General features: G+C 35.4%; 14 protein-coding genes. 7 read left to right on the top strand and 7 right to left on the bottom strand.

Annotation, left to right across the window (positions count from 1 at the left end):
* Positions 1-116: 116 nt before the first annotated feature.
* The 4 genes from LZ578_RS12410 (at position 117) to LZ578_RS02040 (ending at position 4588) form a co-directional block, all read left to right on the top strand.
* Positions 117-1190 (top strand): DUF2207 domain-containing protein, encoded by a 1074-nt coding sequence (locus LZ578_RS12410; RefSeq protein WP_255763910.1) that lies wholly within the window; start codon positions 117-119, stop codon positions 1188-1190.
* Positions 1191-1230: 40 nt separating this feature from the next.
* Positions 1231-1959: a DUF2207 family protein gene (locus LZ578_RS12415; RefSeq protein WP_255763911.1), complete on the top strand. Its 729-nt coding sequence runs from the start codon at positions 1231-1233 to the stop codon at positions 1957-1959.
* Between the two features lie 105 nt (positions 1960-2064).
* Positions 2065-2877 (top strand): MBL fold metallo-hydrolase, encoded by an 813-nt coding sequence (locus LZ578_RS02035; RefSeq protein ID WP_235145692.1) that lies wholly within the window; start codon positions 2065-2067, stop codon positions 2875-2877.
* Between the two features lie 184 nt (positions 2878-3061).
* Positions 3062-4588: a S1C family serine protease gene (locus LZ578_RS02040; protein WP_235145693.1), complete on the top strand. Its 1527-nt coding sequence runs from the start codon at positions 3062-3064 to the stop codon at positions 4586-4588.
* A 504-nt stretch (positions 4589-5092) separates the two neighbouring features.
* On the opposite strand, the gene LZ578_RS02045 is transcribed toward LZ578_RS02040, so the two are convergent.
* Together LZ578_RS02045 and LZ578_RS02050 are read right to left on the bottom strand one after the other, a co-directional pair.
* Positions 5093-5761 (bottom strand): TrkA family potassium uptake protein, encoded by a 669-nt coding sequence (locus LZ578_RS02045; RefSeq protein ID WP_235145694.1) that lies wholly within the window; start codon positions 5759-5761, stop codon positions 5093-5095.
* Between the two features lie 15 nt (positions 5762-5776).
* Complete coding sequence (locus LZ578_RS02050) at positions 5777-7156, bottom strand: TrkH family potassium uptake protein (protein ID WP_235145695.1); 1380 nt, start codon at positions 7154-7156, stop codon at positions 5777-5779.
* A gap of 190 nt (positions 7157-7346) precedes the next feature.
* Between LZ578_RS02050 and rlmH the strand changes: the two genes are divergently transcribed.
* The 3 genes from rlmH to LZ578_RS02065 all read left to right on the top strand — a co-directional run bounded on the left by rlmH (position 7347) and on the right by LZ578_RS02065 (position 9810).
* Positions 7347-7826, top strand: a complete 480-nt coding sequence (gene rlmH, locus LZ578_RS02055; RefSeq protein WP_235145696.1) for a 23S rRNA (pseudouridine(1915)-N(3))-methyltransferase RlmH — start codon at positions 7347-7349, stop codon at positions 7824-7826.
* A gap of 155 nt (positions 7827-7981) precedes the next feature.
* Positions 7982-8185, top strand: a complete 204-nt coding sequence (locus LZ578_RS02060; protein WP_235145697.1) for a hypothetical protein — start codon at positions 7982-7984, stop codon at positions 8183-8185.
* An 11-nt stretch (positions 8186-8196) separates the two neighbouring features.
* Positions 8197-9810 carry a hypothetical protein gene (locus tag LZ578_RS02065; RefSeq protein ID WP_235145698.1) on the top strand — a complete coding sequence of 538 codons (1614 nt, stop codon included), beginning with the start codon at positions 8197-8199 and terminating at the stop codon, positions 9808-9810.
* Positions 9811-10171: 361 nt separating this feature from the next.
* On the opposite strand, the gene LZ578_RS02070 is transcribed toward LZ578_RS02065, so the two are convergent.
* From LZ578_RS02070 to LZ578_RS02090, 5 genes are all read right to left on the bottom strand, one after another.
* Positions 10172-11842, bottom strand: coding sequence for a recombinase family protein (locus LZ578_RS02070; protein ID WP_235145699.1), 1671 nt, complete (start codon positions 11840-11842; stop codon positions 10172-10174).
* Complete coding sequence (locus tag LZ578_RS02075; RefSeq protein ID WP_235145700.1) at positions 11832-13235, bottom strand: recombinase family protein; 1404 nt, start codon at positions 13233-13235, stop codon at positions 11832-11834. The genes LZ578_RS02070 and LZ578_RS02075 overlap by 11 nt, the downstream gene beginning before the upstream one ends.
* Before the next feature lie 126 nt (positions 13236-13361).
* Positions 13362-15077 carry a DUF927 domain-containing protein gene (locus LZ578_RS02080; protein ID WP_235145701.1) on the bottom strand — a complete coding sequence of 572 codons (1716 nt, stop codon included), beginning with the start codon at positions 15075-15077 and terminating at the stop codon, positions 13362-13364.
* Positions 15078-15309: 232 nt separating this feature from the next.
* Positions 15310-15993: a hypothetical protein gene (locus LZ578_RS02085; RefSeq protein WP_235145702.1), complete on the bottom strand. Its 684-nt coding sequence runs from the start codon at positions 15991-15993 to the stop codon at positions 15310-15312.
* 89 nt (positions 15994-16082) lie between these two features.
* Positions 16083-16523, bottom strand: a complete 441-nt coding sequence (locus tag LZ578_RS02090; RefSeq protein WP_235145703.1) for a hypothetical protein — start codon at positions 16521-16523, stop codon at positions 16083-16085.
* Positions 16524-16554: the final 31 nt, after the last annotated feature.

Below are 16554 nucleotides of genomic sequence, written 5' to 3' on the forward strand. Positions count from 1 at the left end.
TATCCTTTTTTTAAGTGTTCTACCAAAGTAGCTTATAGGAAGAAGATGCAATAAAAAAAGAGATTTGTGTATAATAAAGAGAGAGAGTAGTTGATAATAGAAAGTGAGTGATTGTATTGAAAAAGTATGGATGGATTTTACTATTGAGTATTTCTTTTCTGTTTGGAATACCAGCACCAGAAGTTGCCGCTCGATCTTTTGAAATTATGAATTATGACGTTCAAGTTGATATACAAGAAGACGGGAGTGCCCTTTTTACAGAGCGTATTACCTATGATTTTGAGGGAGCGTACAATGGAGTCCTATATAAACTAGATGTTTCTGAGATTGAAACGCCAACGGATGTAAAAGTCTCTATGCAAGCAGATGGCCAACAAGATGCCTTTCCTTTTGCTCCTAGTACCTCAGAAGAACCAGGAACCTTTGCTCTAGAGAATACGGAAGACTTTTTAGAATTTACCGTCTACAATCCAATGGAAGATGAAGTTCAAACGGTTATTTATGAATACCGATTACCGGAAATTATTACGAATTATAATGATATAGCAGAACTAAACCGAAAAGTGATTGGTGAAGGTTGGGAAGATGACATAGAAGATATTATGATCTCGATTACCTTACCACAAGCAGTTGAGGACGGAGAACTTCGTGCATGGGGGCATGGAGATCTTGAAGGAGAAGTAGCTTTAAAAGATAATCAAGAAGTTTTGTTGACCGTACCTTACAATTCAGCGGAGTCTTTCGTAGAAGCGAGAGTTATTTTCCCAACCTATGTAACACCGAGTAATCCAAATGTAGTAAATGAAGACAAGTATGATGAAATTATGGCTTTTGAAGAAAATTTAGCTGTTCAGAAAAAACAAAGAGGAGTGCTGGGGCTTATTCTAGGAGCACTGCTTGGAGGAGTCGGGGTAATTCTACCATTCTGGTTGTTTAGGTGGCTAAAAAGAAAAAATGAAGAAGCCAATCCCAATCCTGTCCATATACCGGACCATGTTTATGAGCTACCAGCAGAAATGACTCCGGCTATTATGAATGCAGCTGTGTTTAATCAAGCAGCAGGAAGCAAAGAAATAACCGCTACGATTATGGATTTGATTCGAAAAGGATACCTTCAGATTGAGGAAAGCGAATCCGAAAGGAAAAAAGGTTTTTTGAAAAAGAAAAACAAAATTATCGTTTATCCTTGAAAAAAATCCTGATGAGTACTTACTAGAACATGAAGAACGTTTGATTCACCTGTTTCTTGGCCTAGCAGGAAATGGTATGGAAGTTACCTTAGAAGATATTGAAAATATTGGTGATGATAAGGAACAAGCAAAACTCTTTAATTCTGAACGAGAGGAATGGGTCCGTGACGTAGAAGATGGTTCGAGTACGTTTAAAGAAGCGTATCGAGCCCCTCATGCTTCAAAAGTAGTTGGCATGATTTTACTAACGTTCGTAGCGAATGTTTTCTTATTTTTCTTAATGGGAATTTTGATAGGGACTACAGGTATTTCTTTGTGGATGCTAAGTATACCGATAGTAGGAATCCTCTTCACCATTTATGTGATTATCTATCATTTAAAAAATCCGTCTCTCACTATGGAAGGAGACCGAGCTTTGAAAGAATGGACAGGCTTTAAGAATATGCTATTGGATGTTGGGAATTTCCCAATGCGAGAAGTTGGATCGATTGAAGTTTGGGGACACTATCTCGTTTATGCGATTGCACTTGGAGTAGGAGATCGTGTAATGGAGCAATTACAGATAGAGTATCCGATAGAAGAATTAGATAACAGTAGTTTCGGTACCTACTACTATACCAATTATCTATTTGTAAATAGTTTAAACCAAAGTGTAACAACTGGCGTGACAGCTTCTTCTTATACACCAAACGCTAGTGGAACAGGTGGCGGCTTTAGTGGCGGATCATCTGGTGGTTCTGGCGGTGGATCGGGTGGAGGAGCATTTTGATTGAATTCCTAGTCAAAATCATTCTATTAAATCATAATCTAAAATACTGATATTTTTTGAAAAATACGGTACACTAGGAGAGTAAATTGGAGGGAAACGCGATAGATGAACAGACAAATAAATAATGATTTTCGGGTTAGTATACTAGCCAGTGGAAGTTCCGGAAATTGTACCTATATCGAGACACCAAAAAGAAAAATTCTAGTAGATTGCGGCTTAAGTGGGAAAAAAATTGCGGAATTAATGAAAAGTATCAATCGTGATCTATCTGAAGTAGATTCTATCCTAGTTACCCATGAACACCGGGATCATGTTCATGGATTGGGTGTACTAGCAAGAAAATATGGAATGGATCTTTTTGCGAATGAAAAAACCTGGAATGCAATGCCAGATTCAGTTGGAAAAATAAAAACAGAACAGAAAAACATCTTTGAAATGGGTCAAGTAATGACTTTTGGAGATTTAGATGTAGTAAGTTTCGGAGTATCTCACGATGCAGTAGCTCCGCAATTTTATACGTTTCAATATGAAGGCAAACAATTTGTGATGTTAACCGATACCGGTTACGTCAGTGATCGGTTAAGAGGGTTGCTTCAAAATGCAGATGCGTATCTGATTGAGAGTAATCATGACTTAGAGTTATTACGAATGGGTAGATATCCGTGGTCCTTGAAGCAACGTATTTTGGGAGATGAAGGGCATCTTTCTAACGATGATGGGGCCTTGGCGGTTGCAGAAATGTTAGGAGATCGCACAAAACGAATCTATTTAGGACACTTGAGTCGAGATAATAATATTAAACAATTAGCAAGAGAGACAGCTGAAGGTATTTTCCGAATCAAAGATTTAGGTGTCGATAAAGAGTTTCATGTCTACGATACCGATCCGGGTATTGCAACAGAATTATTTAGTGTATAGAAAAGACGATAGAAGTAAAAGCCCATTAGAAAGGCTTTGTCTTCTGTCTTCTTTTTGCTTTATGATACAATTAAGACAAGAAAATTCTTTGTTAAATAGAAAAGAGTGCTAAAATTCTTCATATTTTTTTCAAATATATATTTTATACTATAAATAGAAAAAGTTAGAAAGTGAGGACGAGCATATGGATAAAAAAGAGTGGGAAAACCAAGAAGATTCAGAAAAAGTCGAGCCAAAAGATTCCCTTAACGCAGATTCATTTACAAAAAATGAGGATGATGAGATTCAAGAGGACTCGTCACCTGACTCTGAAAAAGAAAAAATAGAAACATATGGAGATTATGAAGAAGTTATTGAAGAAGACTCTATAAATTCTGAAGATACAGAAATCGATAAAGAGACGGTAGAAACCATTTCTTCCACAGAAAAAGTAGAAATGGAAGAAGAATTTGAGGAACGACCAACGCAACAACCAATTGAAAAATCAGAACCAATTCAACCAGAACCGAAACGTCGTAGTGTAAGAGATGGAATTTTTGGTGGAATCATTGGAGGGGCAATCGTTGCGTTAGTAGGAACTGGACTTTTATTCGGAACAGGTACTCTTTCATATGCACCAAATAGTCTAAATGAATCAGAGGTTACAACCAACACGAATGAAATACAAAGTACAAACGTTTCTTTGGATGTGACAACAGAATCTACAAAAGCGATTGAACAAGTGCAGGATGCGGTAGTGTCCGTTATCAATATGACAGAGAGCACAGGTAATCCCTTTGGCTTTACCATCCCTCAATCTGAAACGGAGGGAGACAGCAACCTTGTGACACAAGGAGAGGGAAGCGGAGTCATCTATAAGATTGAAGGAGATGTAGCATACGTAGTTACGAATAATCATGTTATTGATGATGCAGATGCTCTGGAAGTCTTGATGAAAGATGGTACTAAAAAAGAAGCTAAACTAATCGGAAATGATGTTTGGACAGACCTTGCCGTTTTAACCATTCCTGTAGAAGGAATTGAAACGATTGCTCAATTTGGAGACTCAGATTCATTGAATGTAGGAGAACCAGCCATTGCCATCGGATCTCCATTAGGAATTAATTTTGCAACATCTGCTACTCAAGGGATTATTTCAGCAACAGACCGAACCGTGGAAACAGATATTGACGGAGACGGTGTGAGTGATTGGGATGTCACTGCTATTCAAACGGATGCGTCCATTAACCCAGGAAACTCAGGAGGAGCATTGATTAATATTGCTGGAAAAGTAATAGGTATTAATTCAATGAAAATAGCAGATGCTACTGTTGAAGGAATGGGATTTGCTATTCCAAGTAACGATGTCATCCAAATCATCGCTGAATTAGAAGAACATGGAGAAGTGATTCGACCGGTTCTCGGCGTTTCTATGGTTGATCTCAAACAAGTCTCAGCCTCTCAACAACGTTCTACATTAAAAATCCCAGAGGACGTAACTTCTGGAGTTGTAGTTGCTGACGTGGCAAGCCTTTCTGCTGCAGAAGTAGGAGGATTGAAGGCTTATGATGTGATTGTAGAAATGGATGGAGAACCAATTAGTAACATGGTAGAGCTCCGAAAAATATTATATGCACAAGAAGTTGGAGAGACAGTAGAAATTAAATTTTACCGAAGTGGCGAACTTCAAACACTAGACATTACACTAACAGATGGACAACCTTCGTTATAAAAATAAATAGCTACTAGAATACACCAATTATTTTTGATTGGTGTATTTTTTTACAAATTCACAAGGAAAATAAAAGAAAAGTGTGGATAGAAAAAGGTAGAAAACCAACAAACCTGTGGATAACTATGTTGAAGCTATACGATTCTTGTTTTCTGAAAACGGAAAAGTTATCCACAGAAACGTTAAAAACCTGTGCACAGATAAGGAGAGATTGTGATTTTTACTAAGTTAAGCCGTTATATCAACGATTAAAAATAAAAGATTGTGAAGTTGCTTGTGTGTATAACTAGTGCACAAATTAGTGCTTGCTTTTTTGAAATCAATATTTAGAGAAAAAATAAAAAACACACTAAATGTAGTGGCGAACGTGTGTACATGTGCATAACTTTTGGGGATAACCTGTGACTTACTATATTATTTTGTGCATAAGTTAATTTTTTATAGAATTATTCACAAAAAAAGTACAAGTGGGTATAAAAATAATATCCACAAGTACTTTTTTATTTATTCTAATTCATTGAGATAATCATAACGTTCAAATAAATCTGACTCAGCAATTCCTACTAATACAACTTGTTCTTCAATGATGGTATCACTAGAAACCCCTACATTTAAACGTGCTCCTTTTGTTTTTCTCATGCCAATAATATTAATCTCATAGCGATTGCGTAAATCTAGTTGATCGAGTCTTTTACCAATCCATTTTTTAGGTGGAAGAAACTCAATAATAGAAGTATATTCATCTAATTCAACAATATCTTGAATCGAAGTACGCATTAAGTTTTTTGCTACCCGAATTCCGGTTAATTTTTCAGGAAGAATAACTGAAGTAGCACCCATTTGTTCCAATACTTCTTGAAACATCTTATTTTTTGCTTTTGCAATAATCTTTTTGATTCCTAGCTTTTTACAGTTCATTAATGCAAGAATGCTAGACTCTAGATTGGTACCTGATGCGATGACGACCGCATCACATTCTGCTAAGCCAATTGCTTCTAGTAACTCTAAATCGGTCATATCACCAATGACCCCTTTAGCAGTAAAATGTTCTAAACGATTCACGTTCTCCGCACTTTTATCAAGAACAATCACATCAAAATCATTTTCTGCCAAAGTTTTGGCAATCGTTGATCCAAAGATTCCCAACCCTAAAATTCCAATTGTTTTTCTCATTTTATAAACTCCTTCTTATCCAATCAAAATATTTCCTTTTGAGTACTGAACATCTTTTACGCGTTCATTCTTACGAATCAAACTATCCATTAAAGTGATTGGACCAATTCTTCCAGCAAACATCATGAACATCAACACGATATGACTCGGTGTTTCCAAGGTGGGAGTTAAGTTTGCGCTAACTCCTACAGTTGCGAGAGCCGATATTCCTTCAAATAACAGATAAATGAAATCTACTTCAGGATTCAAAATAGAAAGGATTCCTACTCCAAATAGAAAGGCCAGTAGAAAAGCGGTGAAAATTACAACAGCATGACGGATTAGTTGACTAGAAATCGTATGGTGCAGCAGATTAACATTTTTCTGACCACGTATTTCATTATAGAAAAGTAAAACAACCATCGCAAAAGTAGTTGTCTTTAATCCACCGGCTGTTCCTCCAGGAGATCCACCAATAAACATGGTTAAAATAAACCAAAAGAGAGAAAAAGAAGTAACGGTTGTGAAGTCTATCGTAGCAAAGCCAGCGGTCCGCATCGTAACGGTTTGAAAAAAACTAGCTAACCATTTTTGTGAAAAGGTAAAGGAACCAATTGAATCGGGATTGGTATATTCCGCCATAAAAAAGAAAATCGTTCCCGTTCCTATTAATAAACCAGTCATGATAAGCGCAAGTCGACTATGTAAAGAAAGACGACGAAAAAAGATAGGTGAAAATTTCTTAACGGGATGATTCAAAGCTAATTTTGTATTTCGAGCGACATCAAACCAGACGGAAAAACCAATCCCACCTAGAATAATCAGACTTATAATGACAAGATTTACCAAGGGATCATGTACATAAGGAATTAAGGAACTAGCCCCTAGGTTATCGAAACCAGCATTATTAAATCCTGATATTGCTAAGAAAAGTGAAGTAAACAAGCCTTTTCCCCAGCCGAATGCAGGAACAAAACGAAGGGATAATAGAAAGAATCCGGTCATTTGAATAATAAATGTATATTTAATAATCGTAAGAAAAAATGATTTTAAATCGGTGGCATCCTCCATATTCAGTCCAGCTTGAACTGCTAAACGTTCTCGAAGTCGCATTCTTTTTCCAAAAGTAATCAGAGCACTCGCAACGAGCGTCATCAATCCCAATCCACCAATTTGCATCAGAACCATACTAATGGTTTGACCAAAAATAGAATAGGTTTCATACATAGGAGTAATAACGAGTCCGGTCACACAAACCATGGAAACGGCATGGAAAAGATGTTGAAAATATCCCGCTTCAGAAGTTGCTAGCTGACTGATCGGTAAAGATAGAAGAAGGGATCCAATGAAGATAACCACAATGAAGCTCGCGGCAATTTTTTTACTATTATTCCAGTTATGGAATTTGGTTAACACATGATTCACCTCTCTATAAGAACTATCCAATTGTTTTTTATTTGCAATGGCGTAATTATAGCATTTTTTCATTATAAATAAACTAAAAAAGATCTCTAAAGAAAGTAAAAACATACTTATTTTACATTGCTAAATTTTCCTATTTACTAAATAATGAATAGGAGACGATACGTACAAGTAGGAGGACTATATGAATATAAAAATTATTACCGTAGGGAAATTAAAAGAAAAGTACTTAAAACAAGGAATCGCAGAATATGTCAAACGGTTGGGTAGCTATTGTAAACTGGAAATCATTGAAGTCAATGATGAAAAAGCACCAGAAAACTTAAGTGAAAAAGAAATGGAACAAGTAAAAGACAAAGAAGGCGAACGAATCCTGGCAAAAATATCAGAAACGAGTTACGTATTTGCGTTAGCCATTCATGGAAAGCAATATGATTCCGTCGAGTTCTCAAAAGCCATCGAACAACTAGGAATCCGTGGGAAAAGTGATTTAGTTTTCGTAATCGGAGGATCTATAGGACTGAGTGACTCCGTCCTCAAACGAGCCAATGAACAAATATCCTTCGGAAAACTCACCTTTCCTCATCAATTGATGAGGTTGGTGCTGGTGGAGCAAGTGTATCGTGCCTTTCGGATTAGTAAGGGGCATGCGTATCATAAATGATGATAAAAATCTCACTTGTGAGTAGATAGTCCACATCATAAAACCGTTAGATTTTTTGATACACTTTAATATACAACTGAAGATTTCTAGTGGATATTTGTTTTGAATTTGATGATTTAAGACTCTAGTTATATAAGCTTAAAGGGGTGGTTAGAATGAGTAAAAAAATTAATTATGAAAAAGGGGAAAAAATAGTTGATACAGTAAGAATCGAAGAGGTTGCAGTAGGGCATTTAAATACGATAATTAATGAATATTCAGAAAAATTAAAAGGTGATATTCCAATTAATGATAAAGGAGTATCATTTGATGGCTCTATAATTTTAACAAAAGGAAATACGATTCTAAAGGTTTTATAGGGAAGGTGGATGTGCAAGTCAAAGGAAAGCAAATGAAAAAAGGATTAGGATTTCCAGAAAAGTTCAAATTTTCTTTAGCGAAAGAACATTATAAAAACTATTACAATGAAGGGGGTGTTCTATTAATTGTTGTTGGGATAATATATGATCCTGATACTAAAAGATATCAAAAGAAACTTTATGTCGATAGTATTCTTAGACTAAAAGCAAAAAAACTTATGGATAGTATCTCATCAACTCAAGCTACGATTTCTACTACGGTTTATGGAATAGAAGATAAGGAATTAGAAAGAGTGTGTTTTGACTTTTTCAATAATTTTGATAGGCAACCACGGATGATTGAGATTGATAAGACATCTATACCTAGAGAAGGATTGTTAACGGAAACATACATTAGTAGAAAGCAAAAATTCTTGAGTAAGGAATTTTATATATCTGAGGGACAGGAAAGCATCTTTAATGGTTATATAACTCCAGAAAGTTTTAAGAAAGGAGTAGCCGGAGAGCTAATTAATGTAGGAGACGATGAATTTAGGTTAAATCTTTCTTGGGAAGGATATAGAAAGCCTAGAGGTGGAGGAACAGTTGAAGAGTATAAGTTAGTAATTGAAGATGTTGTTGAATTTAGCTTGAGTGAAACAAAAAAATTCACTATAAAAAAAATGAATTACAAATCTTTAGAATATCAATTGCGTGTCCTTCCTTTTTTAAAAAAACTGTTTGAGAAGAAAAAAATAAACATTCCTAATTTAATTGATGTGACTTTCAAAGAACTAAAAATCAATAGTATAGAATTAGAGCAACTTGAAAATACGATTAATTTAATGGACGAAATCAAAGAAGTGTTTGATGAATATCATATAAGAACAGATGTAAAAATTGAAGGTAATTATTCTCAAATTGTAGATGATATCTATTTGCTAAGAGATGTATTTATAAATAAAAGAGATGAAAATCTTGAAGGGTTTGATAACAAGTTCAGCCGTATGGTGAAAATGAATATTCATGACTTATCGTTTATTACATTTTACAATAAAGAAACCAATTCTTTTGAATATCCATTTAATGATAGACTGGTGAATCAATCAATTCTTATTTCAGAAGAAGATAGTACAGGAACAAAAATTAGAGAAGAGGAGTTTCCAAGTATATATATTGCATTAACCGATTTTTCTAATATTTGTAATATTAATTATAATGCTATATTAAAATCTTTTGATAAAAAGAATAAAATTGGAGAGATGGGGCATGGAGCGATAGTATCTTTTATATTAAAAAGAATTGGAGAATATGATAACTTTAATAACTTGGAAATATTAAAGTTATGTACGGAATTATGTAAAATGTTTGGTAATAATTCAGATGTTTCAGAAAAAAATCGTTTTATATATAAAATTAATTATTATCAATGTGTTAGAAGAATTAGGCCTCTTGAAACTTCTGAAATATACGAGTTAGCTACATTAAATATCCCCCAAAAAAAGGATGAAAAAAAACTAGCTGAATTCTGTATAAATGTCATTATTGGAAAATTTGAGGAAGCCGAGAAAATGTTGGGTGATATAAGTAACATTGAAGAATACCCCATTTTTTCACTATATAAAAAACTATTAGAGAGTAACTGATTGGATAAGCGATGAATAAATTATATGATGATAATCATATAAAAAGGACGGAAAAAGATTTCTATAGCAGTACGTATAATTGACAGATTATTTATCATCTTGTCATGAGTTCATAGTATTCAAATTTTCGGGGATTCTTTGAAAAATATAAAAGGTTAGTAAGTAAATCCTTAAAAAATAAATGGTTTAAAAAAATGTATATGAGTCCTATTGATATTTTAACCAGTCAGTTATTATACTAATGTGTGAAAAATGAATGTTTCGATCTATAGAAAAAAGATAAGGCTTAGCTATTAATAGGGATTCACCTACTTTACTAAGCCTTTCTTTTAAGAAACCTCGGGGTTTCGGGGGCTATCGATTAAACCCAAATATCAAGCGCACCACGTAAAAAGAACCTTCCATTTGGAAGGTTCTTTAGGTTTGCGTTGGGCAAGTTATCCGGTATGCTTGTTGGTCGGCTATCAGGGTCAGGATTTGGTTTGATACCTAAGTACTCAGCAATATTAGTTTCATCAAAATGTAGTTGGATATCAAATTTTTTTGTTTCTTTGTTCCACTGTATTTGTTTAATGAAAGCTAGGTATAAGTTTTTTAGTTCAGTTTTATTAGTAGTACTTTGACTCTTCCGAATCAAGGCATTCATCAGAGTAGTGATTTGTTCGATATCGTAGTCGGAATAGTCTTTTTTAATCCGTTGGTCAATATTAAAAATCTCGTCTCTGAACTCATCACATTCAGCTGCTAGCCGGTTGATGGCCTCTTGCCAGATGTCACTAAGGTTGGGTTCGCTTTTAATTTTTTCTTGATAAACCAATCTATGGTTGCTGGCAGTGATGATTTTATCAGTGAGTATTTCCTTTTTCTTCTGTAATTGTTCTTTCCCATTCTCACTATTCATTTTCATTTTAAGAAGCAAGTGTTCTACAAGCTTGTCTGAGTTGATAAGTTCTTTAAAACGTTCAGAGACCTTCTGTTCCGCTTCGTCGGCATTGATACTGTTACTATTACATGCAGTAGTCCCTTTATTTTTAAAGGCACCGCAGACATAGTATTTCTTCTTGATACGTGTCCCATCTTTTCGCGTATAGTAACTATTATTGACAACCATATGACCACCACAGGCAGGGCACTTGATTAGACCTGTTAAAACATTGGCTCCTGTCCTATTTCGTTCGGGGTTTCGGGAACGAATCTGAAGTAATTGATTGACTTTATTCCAAGTAATCGGGTCTATAATTGCCTCATGAGTTCCTTTTACGATTATCGGATCATCTTGTAACTCCTTTATGTTCTTGGCTTTTTTTCCATATAAAATCTCACCTTTATAAAGAGGGTTTTTTAGAATATCTTTTACCGCTATTGTACTGAAAGAGTTACCACGTTTGGTTGTAAATCCTTGATGGTTTAATTCATTTGCAATTGCACGATACCCTTTCCCATTTAAATAGTAGTCGAAGATAAGTTGGATTATTTTAGCTTCTTGTGGATTAACTACTAAAGTGTTTCCACGTCTTTCATTCTGGACACTATTGTAACCAAGTACACGCCCGCCATTCCACTCACCAAGATGAGCTTTAGCTTTATGCCCTAAAGCAACATTTTCTGCAGTAACATTTCTTTCAAATTCGTTGATAGATGCCATTACTTGAGTCATAAGTATTCCTGAGGTTGAAGTAAAATCAGTTTTTTCTGAAATTGACTCCAAAGCAATGTTGTTATCACTAAGTGTATCAATAATGCTGAGCGTATCAATGAGTTTACGGCTCAATCTGCTAAGTTTCCAGATAACAACGACGTCAAATTGCTCATTCTTACTGTCTTCAAGTAAGTCTTGAATCCCGAATCGTTTATCCATACTTTTACCGCTAATCCCTTCATCGCTATAGCAGTTTATTAAGTCATAGCCTTTTCTTTGGCAGTATCTTTTTATAACCTCTCTTTGGGCACCTAGAGAGTGACCCTCAACGGCCTGTTCTTGAGTGGATACACGTATATATCCTACAGCTTTTATGTGTTCTTTATGATACATTTGTTTTTCCCTCCATTATATTTTGGTCAAGTCCTTTTAAGCGGACAGCAGTAACAAGTTTCTCTGAACTAACGTTAATGGAATCCAAAATCCCTTGGTAAAGCATGTATTGAGTGATGGTTGGGTTTGGATCAACTGTTATATTCAGGTTGACAAGTTTTCCAATTTCCTTAGGAATTAGTGGTGCTAATTCTAACGTCTGTTCTCTGGTATTTAAAGCAGCTAGTTTCTGGCTTAATTGGACACTATCAATTTTTTTATTCTCGAAGTCCAGTAATAGTTTTTTTTGTCTTTGTTTCAGGGTGGTTTTTTTCTTATTGTTCTTTTTTAATATTTCACTGTTCGTTTGAGTAATTTGAGTATTGAGTTGTTTACGGATTACATCTGATTGTAAAAAGCTTGTTAAGATGTTACAAACAGCTTGTTCAATTTTCAATGCATCAAGGTGACAACCTGGACAGTGACGTTTGCCATTGGCTGCATATAACGGGCAGCTATAGTAATAGTAATCTTTGTTATTATTTAACGTATGTGTAGGCGTACATACCAAGTGGCAATGTGGACAAAGTATCTTTCCTTGCAAGACATAGCGACGAGTTACCCTCTGTTTGACAGGTGATTTGCTTATTTTAATTTGGTGCACTTTATCGAACAGTTCGTTACTTATAATCGGTAAATTATGGACATTACTATTTCCATACTTACTCGTTATTTTTCCTATGTAGAAAGTATTATCCAGGATCGCTTTAATACGAGCGGTCTGCCATAACTTTCCATTCCGATTTAGGAGGGCAGATTGATTTAGATTTTCGGCAATCCTCTTGTAACCAAGACCTTGAGAATATTGAGAAAATATCTGCTTTACAATACTTGTTTCCGTGGGTTCAAGAACTAACTCGCCTTCCACTAAGCGATAACCGTATGGAACATTTGCGCTCACGATTTTTCCTTGTGCGTGCATATGCTGATAAGCAATCTGCTGATTTTCTTGAATAGCTGTCCTTTGATATTCGGCGATTGAGCCTACTAATTGGAGTAAGAGTATATCTTTCGCCTTACCGCTTTTATGATCAACATACTGCTCAGAGATACTGATAACTTTGACATGCATATCCAAGCAAAATGCGAGAAACGCATGTAAGTCTTTTAAGTTACGAGCCAGACGGTCATATCGCCATACGAGTAGATACGCAATATTATTTTCTTTCAGGTACTTCTTCATGGCATTGAATCCTTCTCGATTGGTATTCTTACCACTCATAATATCTTTAAAGACAACTTCAACTTGCATCTGTTTTTCGTAAGCAAAGTCATTCAGCGCAGTTACCTGCGCTGGAATAGACTGTTGCATACTGGTTGATTGGCGAGCATAGATGACGGCTTTATTAGTCAACGTGTATGGCACCTCTTTCAATTAGTAACAAGGTTTCAATTAAGGTATCAATGAAATACTCAACTTGTTTTTCAGTTATATTGGTCAATTGGATTCCTTCTTTCTACTTTTATCGCTATAACTTATTTATTTGAAAATATCGTCGAATAAAGGGGATTGCGATGTGTATTTGGCAAGCTTCTCATTAATCAAGTTTTCATTGGGAGAAGTGGGTGGGCCTGGCTTCTCACAAAGTCCTTCACGGACATAAATTTCGGGAATTTGAAGCTTATAACTAATCATTCTTTTGCCCTGTATTAACTTTCGTGTTGTGTTTCTATCTTTTTCAGATAGGATAATAACTTTAGAGTGAATCCAACGTTTAACAATGATTTGACTATCTTCAAAGCCAAGTTGTTTTAAGGTGGCCCCTAATTGTTCACGGTAGATGCATACTGTTTTACCCTCCAAGTAACCTAAGGTATTGTGCCCAAATTTCGTCAAAGAGCGTTGGTTGACGATGAGGTGCTGCATCAATTTATCCAGTGCAACTTCTCCTAAATTTCGCTCCGACAAATGATTCCTTTCGTATTCAACAAGCATTTGGGTCATTTTCTCAATGTTGACTGAAACAAGTCCAGATTGATTGGCAAGATCTGCGGTAGCAAGAATAACCGCTAATTTACTCGCAACACGTTGTTTTGTCCTGGAATCCGGTAACAGTGTCAGTAACTGTTCAACTTGATTTTCATAGCAACTATCAATCACACTTAAGCCTACTTCAAATAGATAATCCATAAAGGCAGGAAGCAAATGCCCATAGTTATTTGCGGTCACCTGCTTAATGGCTTCTGCTTGTTCGGCAGATTCAGTCCAACTCACATTTTCGAAGTCAAAGACACGCACACGGAGTCCGACGTTGTGACTGAGACGATTGTAGATGCTGAGTTCTCCTGAACTAAGGATGACTGTTGACCAAGAACCAACCTCTTTTAGGCTACCATCTATATTTGCTCGTGACCTTCCAACCCCTTCTGTTAAGCTATAAATTAAGCTTGTTAGATTGGCATTGGTATTTGTGGATAGCTCATCAAATGCGATGGGAATACCGTGTATATCTTCAAGGCTCGCCATAACAGATGTTAGGGTTCCATTCCAATGTCTCAGGAGCGATTTTTCTCCAGAATTTGGACTACCTGCGACTGACACTGCCAGGGAGAGAGCAGATGTTTTCCCGGATGTTGAGTCACCCGAAAGATGGATCATAAGTGATTTCAAATCAACATGGCTCCGCTTTAAATAAGCAAGAATCGGTGAACTAAGGCCAATCATTGTAGCTAGCTCGAGTTCGGTACGTCCTTCCACATATGTTTCGAACATATGAAGCCATTCATCAAGCTGACCACTTGGTTTCAAGTCATACCTGTCATGGTTAATATGAATCTCTTCTTTAATGGGAAAGGAAGAGTGGAAACGATTGGTAACGAAAATAGGTTGGTTATCAAAGGTATCAAACCCATAATTATGATTGACATACACAACTTTTGCTTCTGATAAGCTTGTTATTAATGCGTTACATAAATGGTTACGATTCATATTTGTAGCATCTAGACCAAAGCGCATCAGAGAAACAATACTATTAGGCTGTAAGCTTTTGTAGGATATGGGGATGACGTGTATATCCTTTAAAATCTTATGGCGGAAAGTTAACTCAAAGCTTTGTTCATTGGTATTAGTGTTTATAAAGACACGAGTGATGCGAGCATACATCGCGATAGTATTAATCCCCTCACTTGTTCTCATTTGAATACCATCTTTAAAACTAAATATGAAATGATCTATTTGAATTGTATTTTCACTCATTACAATCACCCATACTTTCTTGAAAAAAATTTCTAATATAGAACAGTAATTTCTTCATTTTCTTTTCCTTCTTTCTTAATGTGTTTGGTAGTGATGGCCATTACCACTGACTAAAGTATAAGGCCAATTGAATAACCAAACATTCAGAGTATTTTCTGATGAAAAAAATAAGAAAGTATTCTCTATAAGACAAAAAAGCATTCACACAAATAATGTGCGAATGCTTTTATAATTACGGATTCGTATTAATATAGATAAAAGGATGGGGTATTTGGTATTCAGTGAGTATATCGATTGTACGTTTATTAAATACAAGGTGTAGATTTTTATGTTCAGACCAGTACATTTGAAGAGCTTTAAATGTAGAGGGCATATTGATAGGCTGGTTCCAAGTATGGTTATTATTTAGAGGGTCTGCCTCTTGATACTGTCTTTTAAGATAATCGATAAGCATGCGATCGGGATCATCTTTAATAGAAGTCTTTAAAGCTTCCTTATCAAAGTCTAGATTATATAAATCGATTAGTATTTCTATTATTTTAAATTTATCATTATCCGTAATCGAGGTGATGAATGTAGGAAATGTGTGAGTAGCATAAAAAGTATCCGGAAAAAGTTTTGCATGAGGCGCAATGTTTTTCCTGAAATTGGTACTTGCTTTTTCGGAATACCCTGTAACATTCGCAGGAAGGCCTTTTTCCTTATCTTTTACAAGCAACTGATTATAATAATCCAAGTGCTGGTTATATCTGTTTACAAGCGTTTGAGGTGTCATGTCTTGTGATAATGGCTCTAACATCATGGTTAACAAAAAGTCTTCGCGGTACAAAGCAACCGATTTTTGAAAAATAAACTGATATTTTTTATATTCTCGTGCTTCTGCTTGAAGGCTAATTTGTTTAAAGTCTTTTATCAAGTATTCATTCCCGCCATATCCCGTAAAATAAAAGAGTAGATATATCAAAGGTTTGGAGGTGAGAGGTATTTCGTAAAAAACACTGGGAGTTATGGGATGGCCAAAAACTCTCTCGCTTTTCTTCCGTAAAACTCTGTCACGCTACTTGTTAAAAATTCTCTTATAACATGCCTATCTTTTGGGGAACCAGTGAATGTGATTCCTAGACCTTTAAATAGCGATGAAATGTCTTGTAATTCATTATGATACAGGTGCTTGGCTTCTACATTTTCTTGTTTTTTGTGGAGACTAAACAGATAAATAGTTAATAAATATTTCATCATTAAAAAAATAATTTGTTTACTATTAAAGTCACCACTACCAGAACCGGTATCATAATGAATATCAGAACGGGTGATCTCTTCTTTTATACCGTAGTATGTATAGGCGTTAATAAAATCATCATTTTCTTCGTATTTCTTATCGGAGCTGAAATATAATAATTCTCTACGAATATCTTGAATGGTGACTGAATGAGATGTGTTTGCCATGTTAAACCTCTTTCTTTTAAAGTAGTGTGTC

The sequence above is a fragment of the Jeotgalibaca sp. MA1X17-3 genome (genome assembly GCF_021513155.1).
Classification (GTDB): Bacteria; Bacillota; Bacilli; order Lactobacillales; family Aerococcaceae; genus Jeotgalibaca.

What these genes read in the sequence shown, in the direction of transcription:
- LZ578_RS02035 (WP_235145692.1), top strand. Translation starts at nt 2,065, where the DNA reads ATGAACAGACAAATAAATAATGATTTTCGGGTTAGTATACTAGCCAGT.
- LZ578_RS02040 (WP_235145693.1), top strand. Translation starts at nt 3,062, where the DNA reads ATGGATAAAAAAGAGTGGGAAAACCAAGAAGATTCAGAAAAAGTCGAG.
- LZ578_RS02045 (WP_235145694.1), bottom strand. Translation starts at nt 5,761, where the DNA reads ATGAGAAAAACAATTGGAATTTTAGGGTTGGGAATCTTTGGATCAACG.
- rlmH (WP_235145696.1), top strand. Translation starts at nt 7,347, where the DNA reads ATGAATATAAAAATTATTACCGTAGGGAAATTAAAAGAAAAGTACTTA.
- LZ578_RS02060 (WP_235145697.1), top strand. Translation starts at nt 7,982, where the DNA reads ATGAGTAAAAAAATTAATTATGAAAAAGGGGAAAAAATAGTTGATACA.
- LZ578_RS02070 (WP_235145699.1), bottom strand. Translation starts at nt 11,842, where the DNA reads ATGTATCATAAAGAACACATAAAAGCTGTAGGATATATACGTGTATCC.
- LZ578_RS02080 (WP_235145701.1), bottom strand. Translation starts at nt 15,077, where the DNA reads ATGAGTGAAAATACAATTCAAATAGATCATTTCATATTTAGTTTTAAA.
- LZ578_RS02090 (WP_235145703.1), bottom strand. Translation starts at nt 16,523, where the DNA reads ATGGCAAACACATCTCATTCAGTCACCATTCAAGATATTCGTAGAGAA.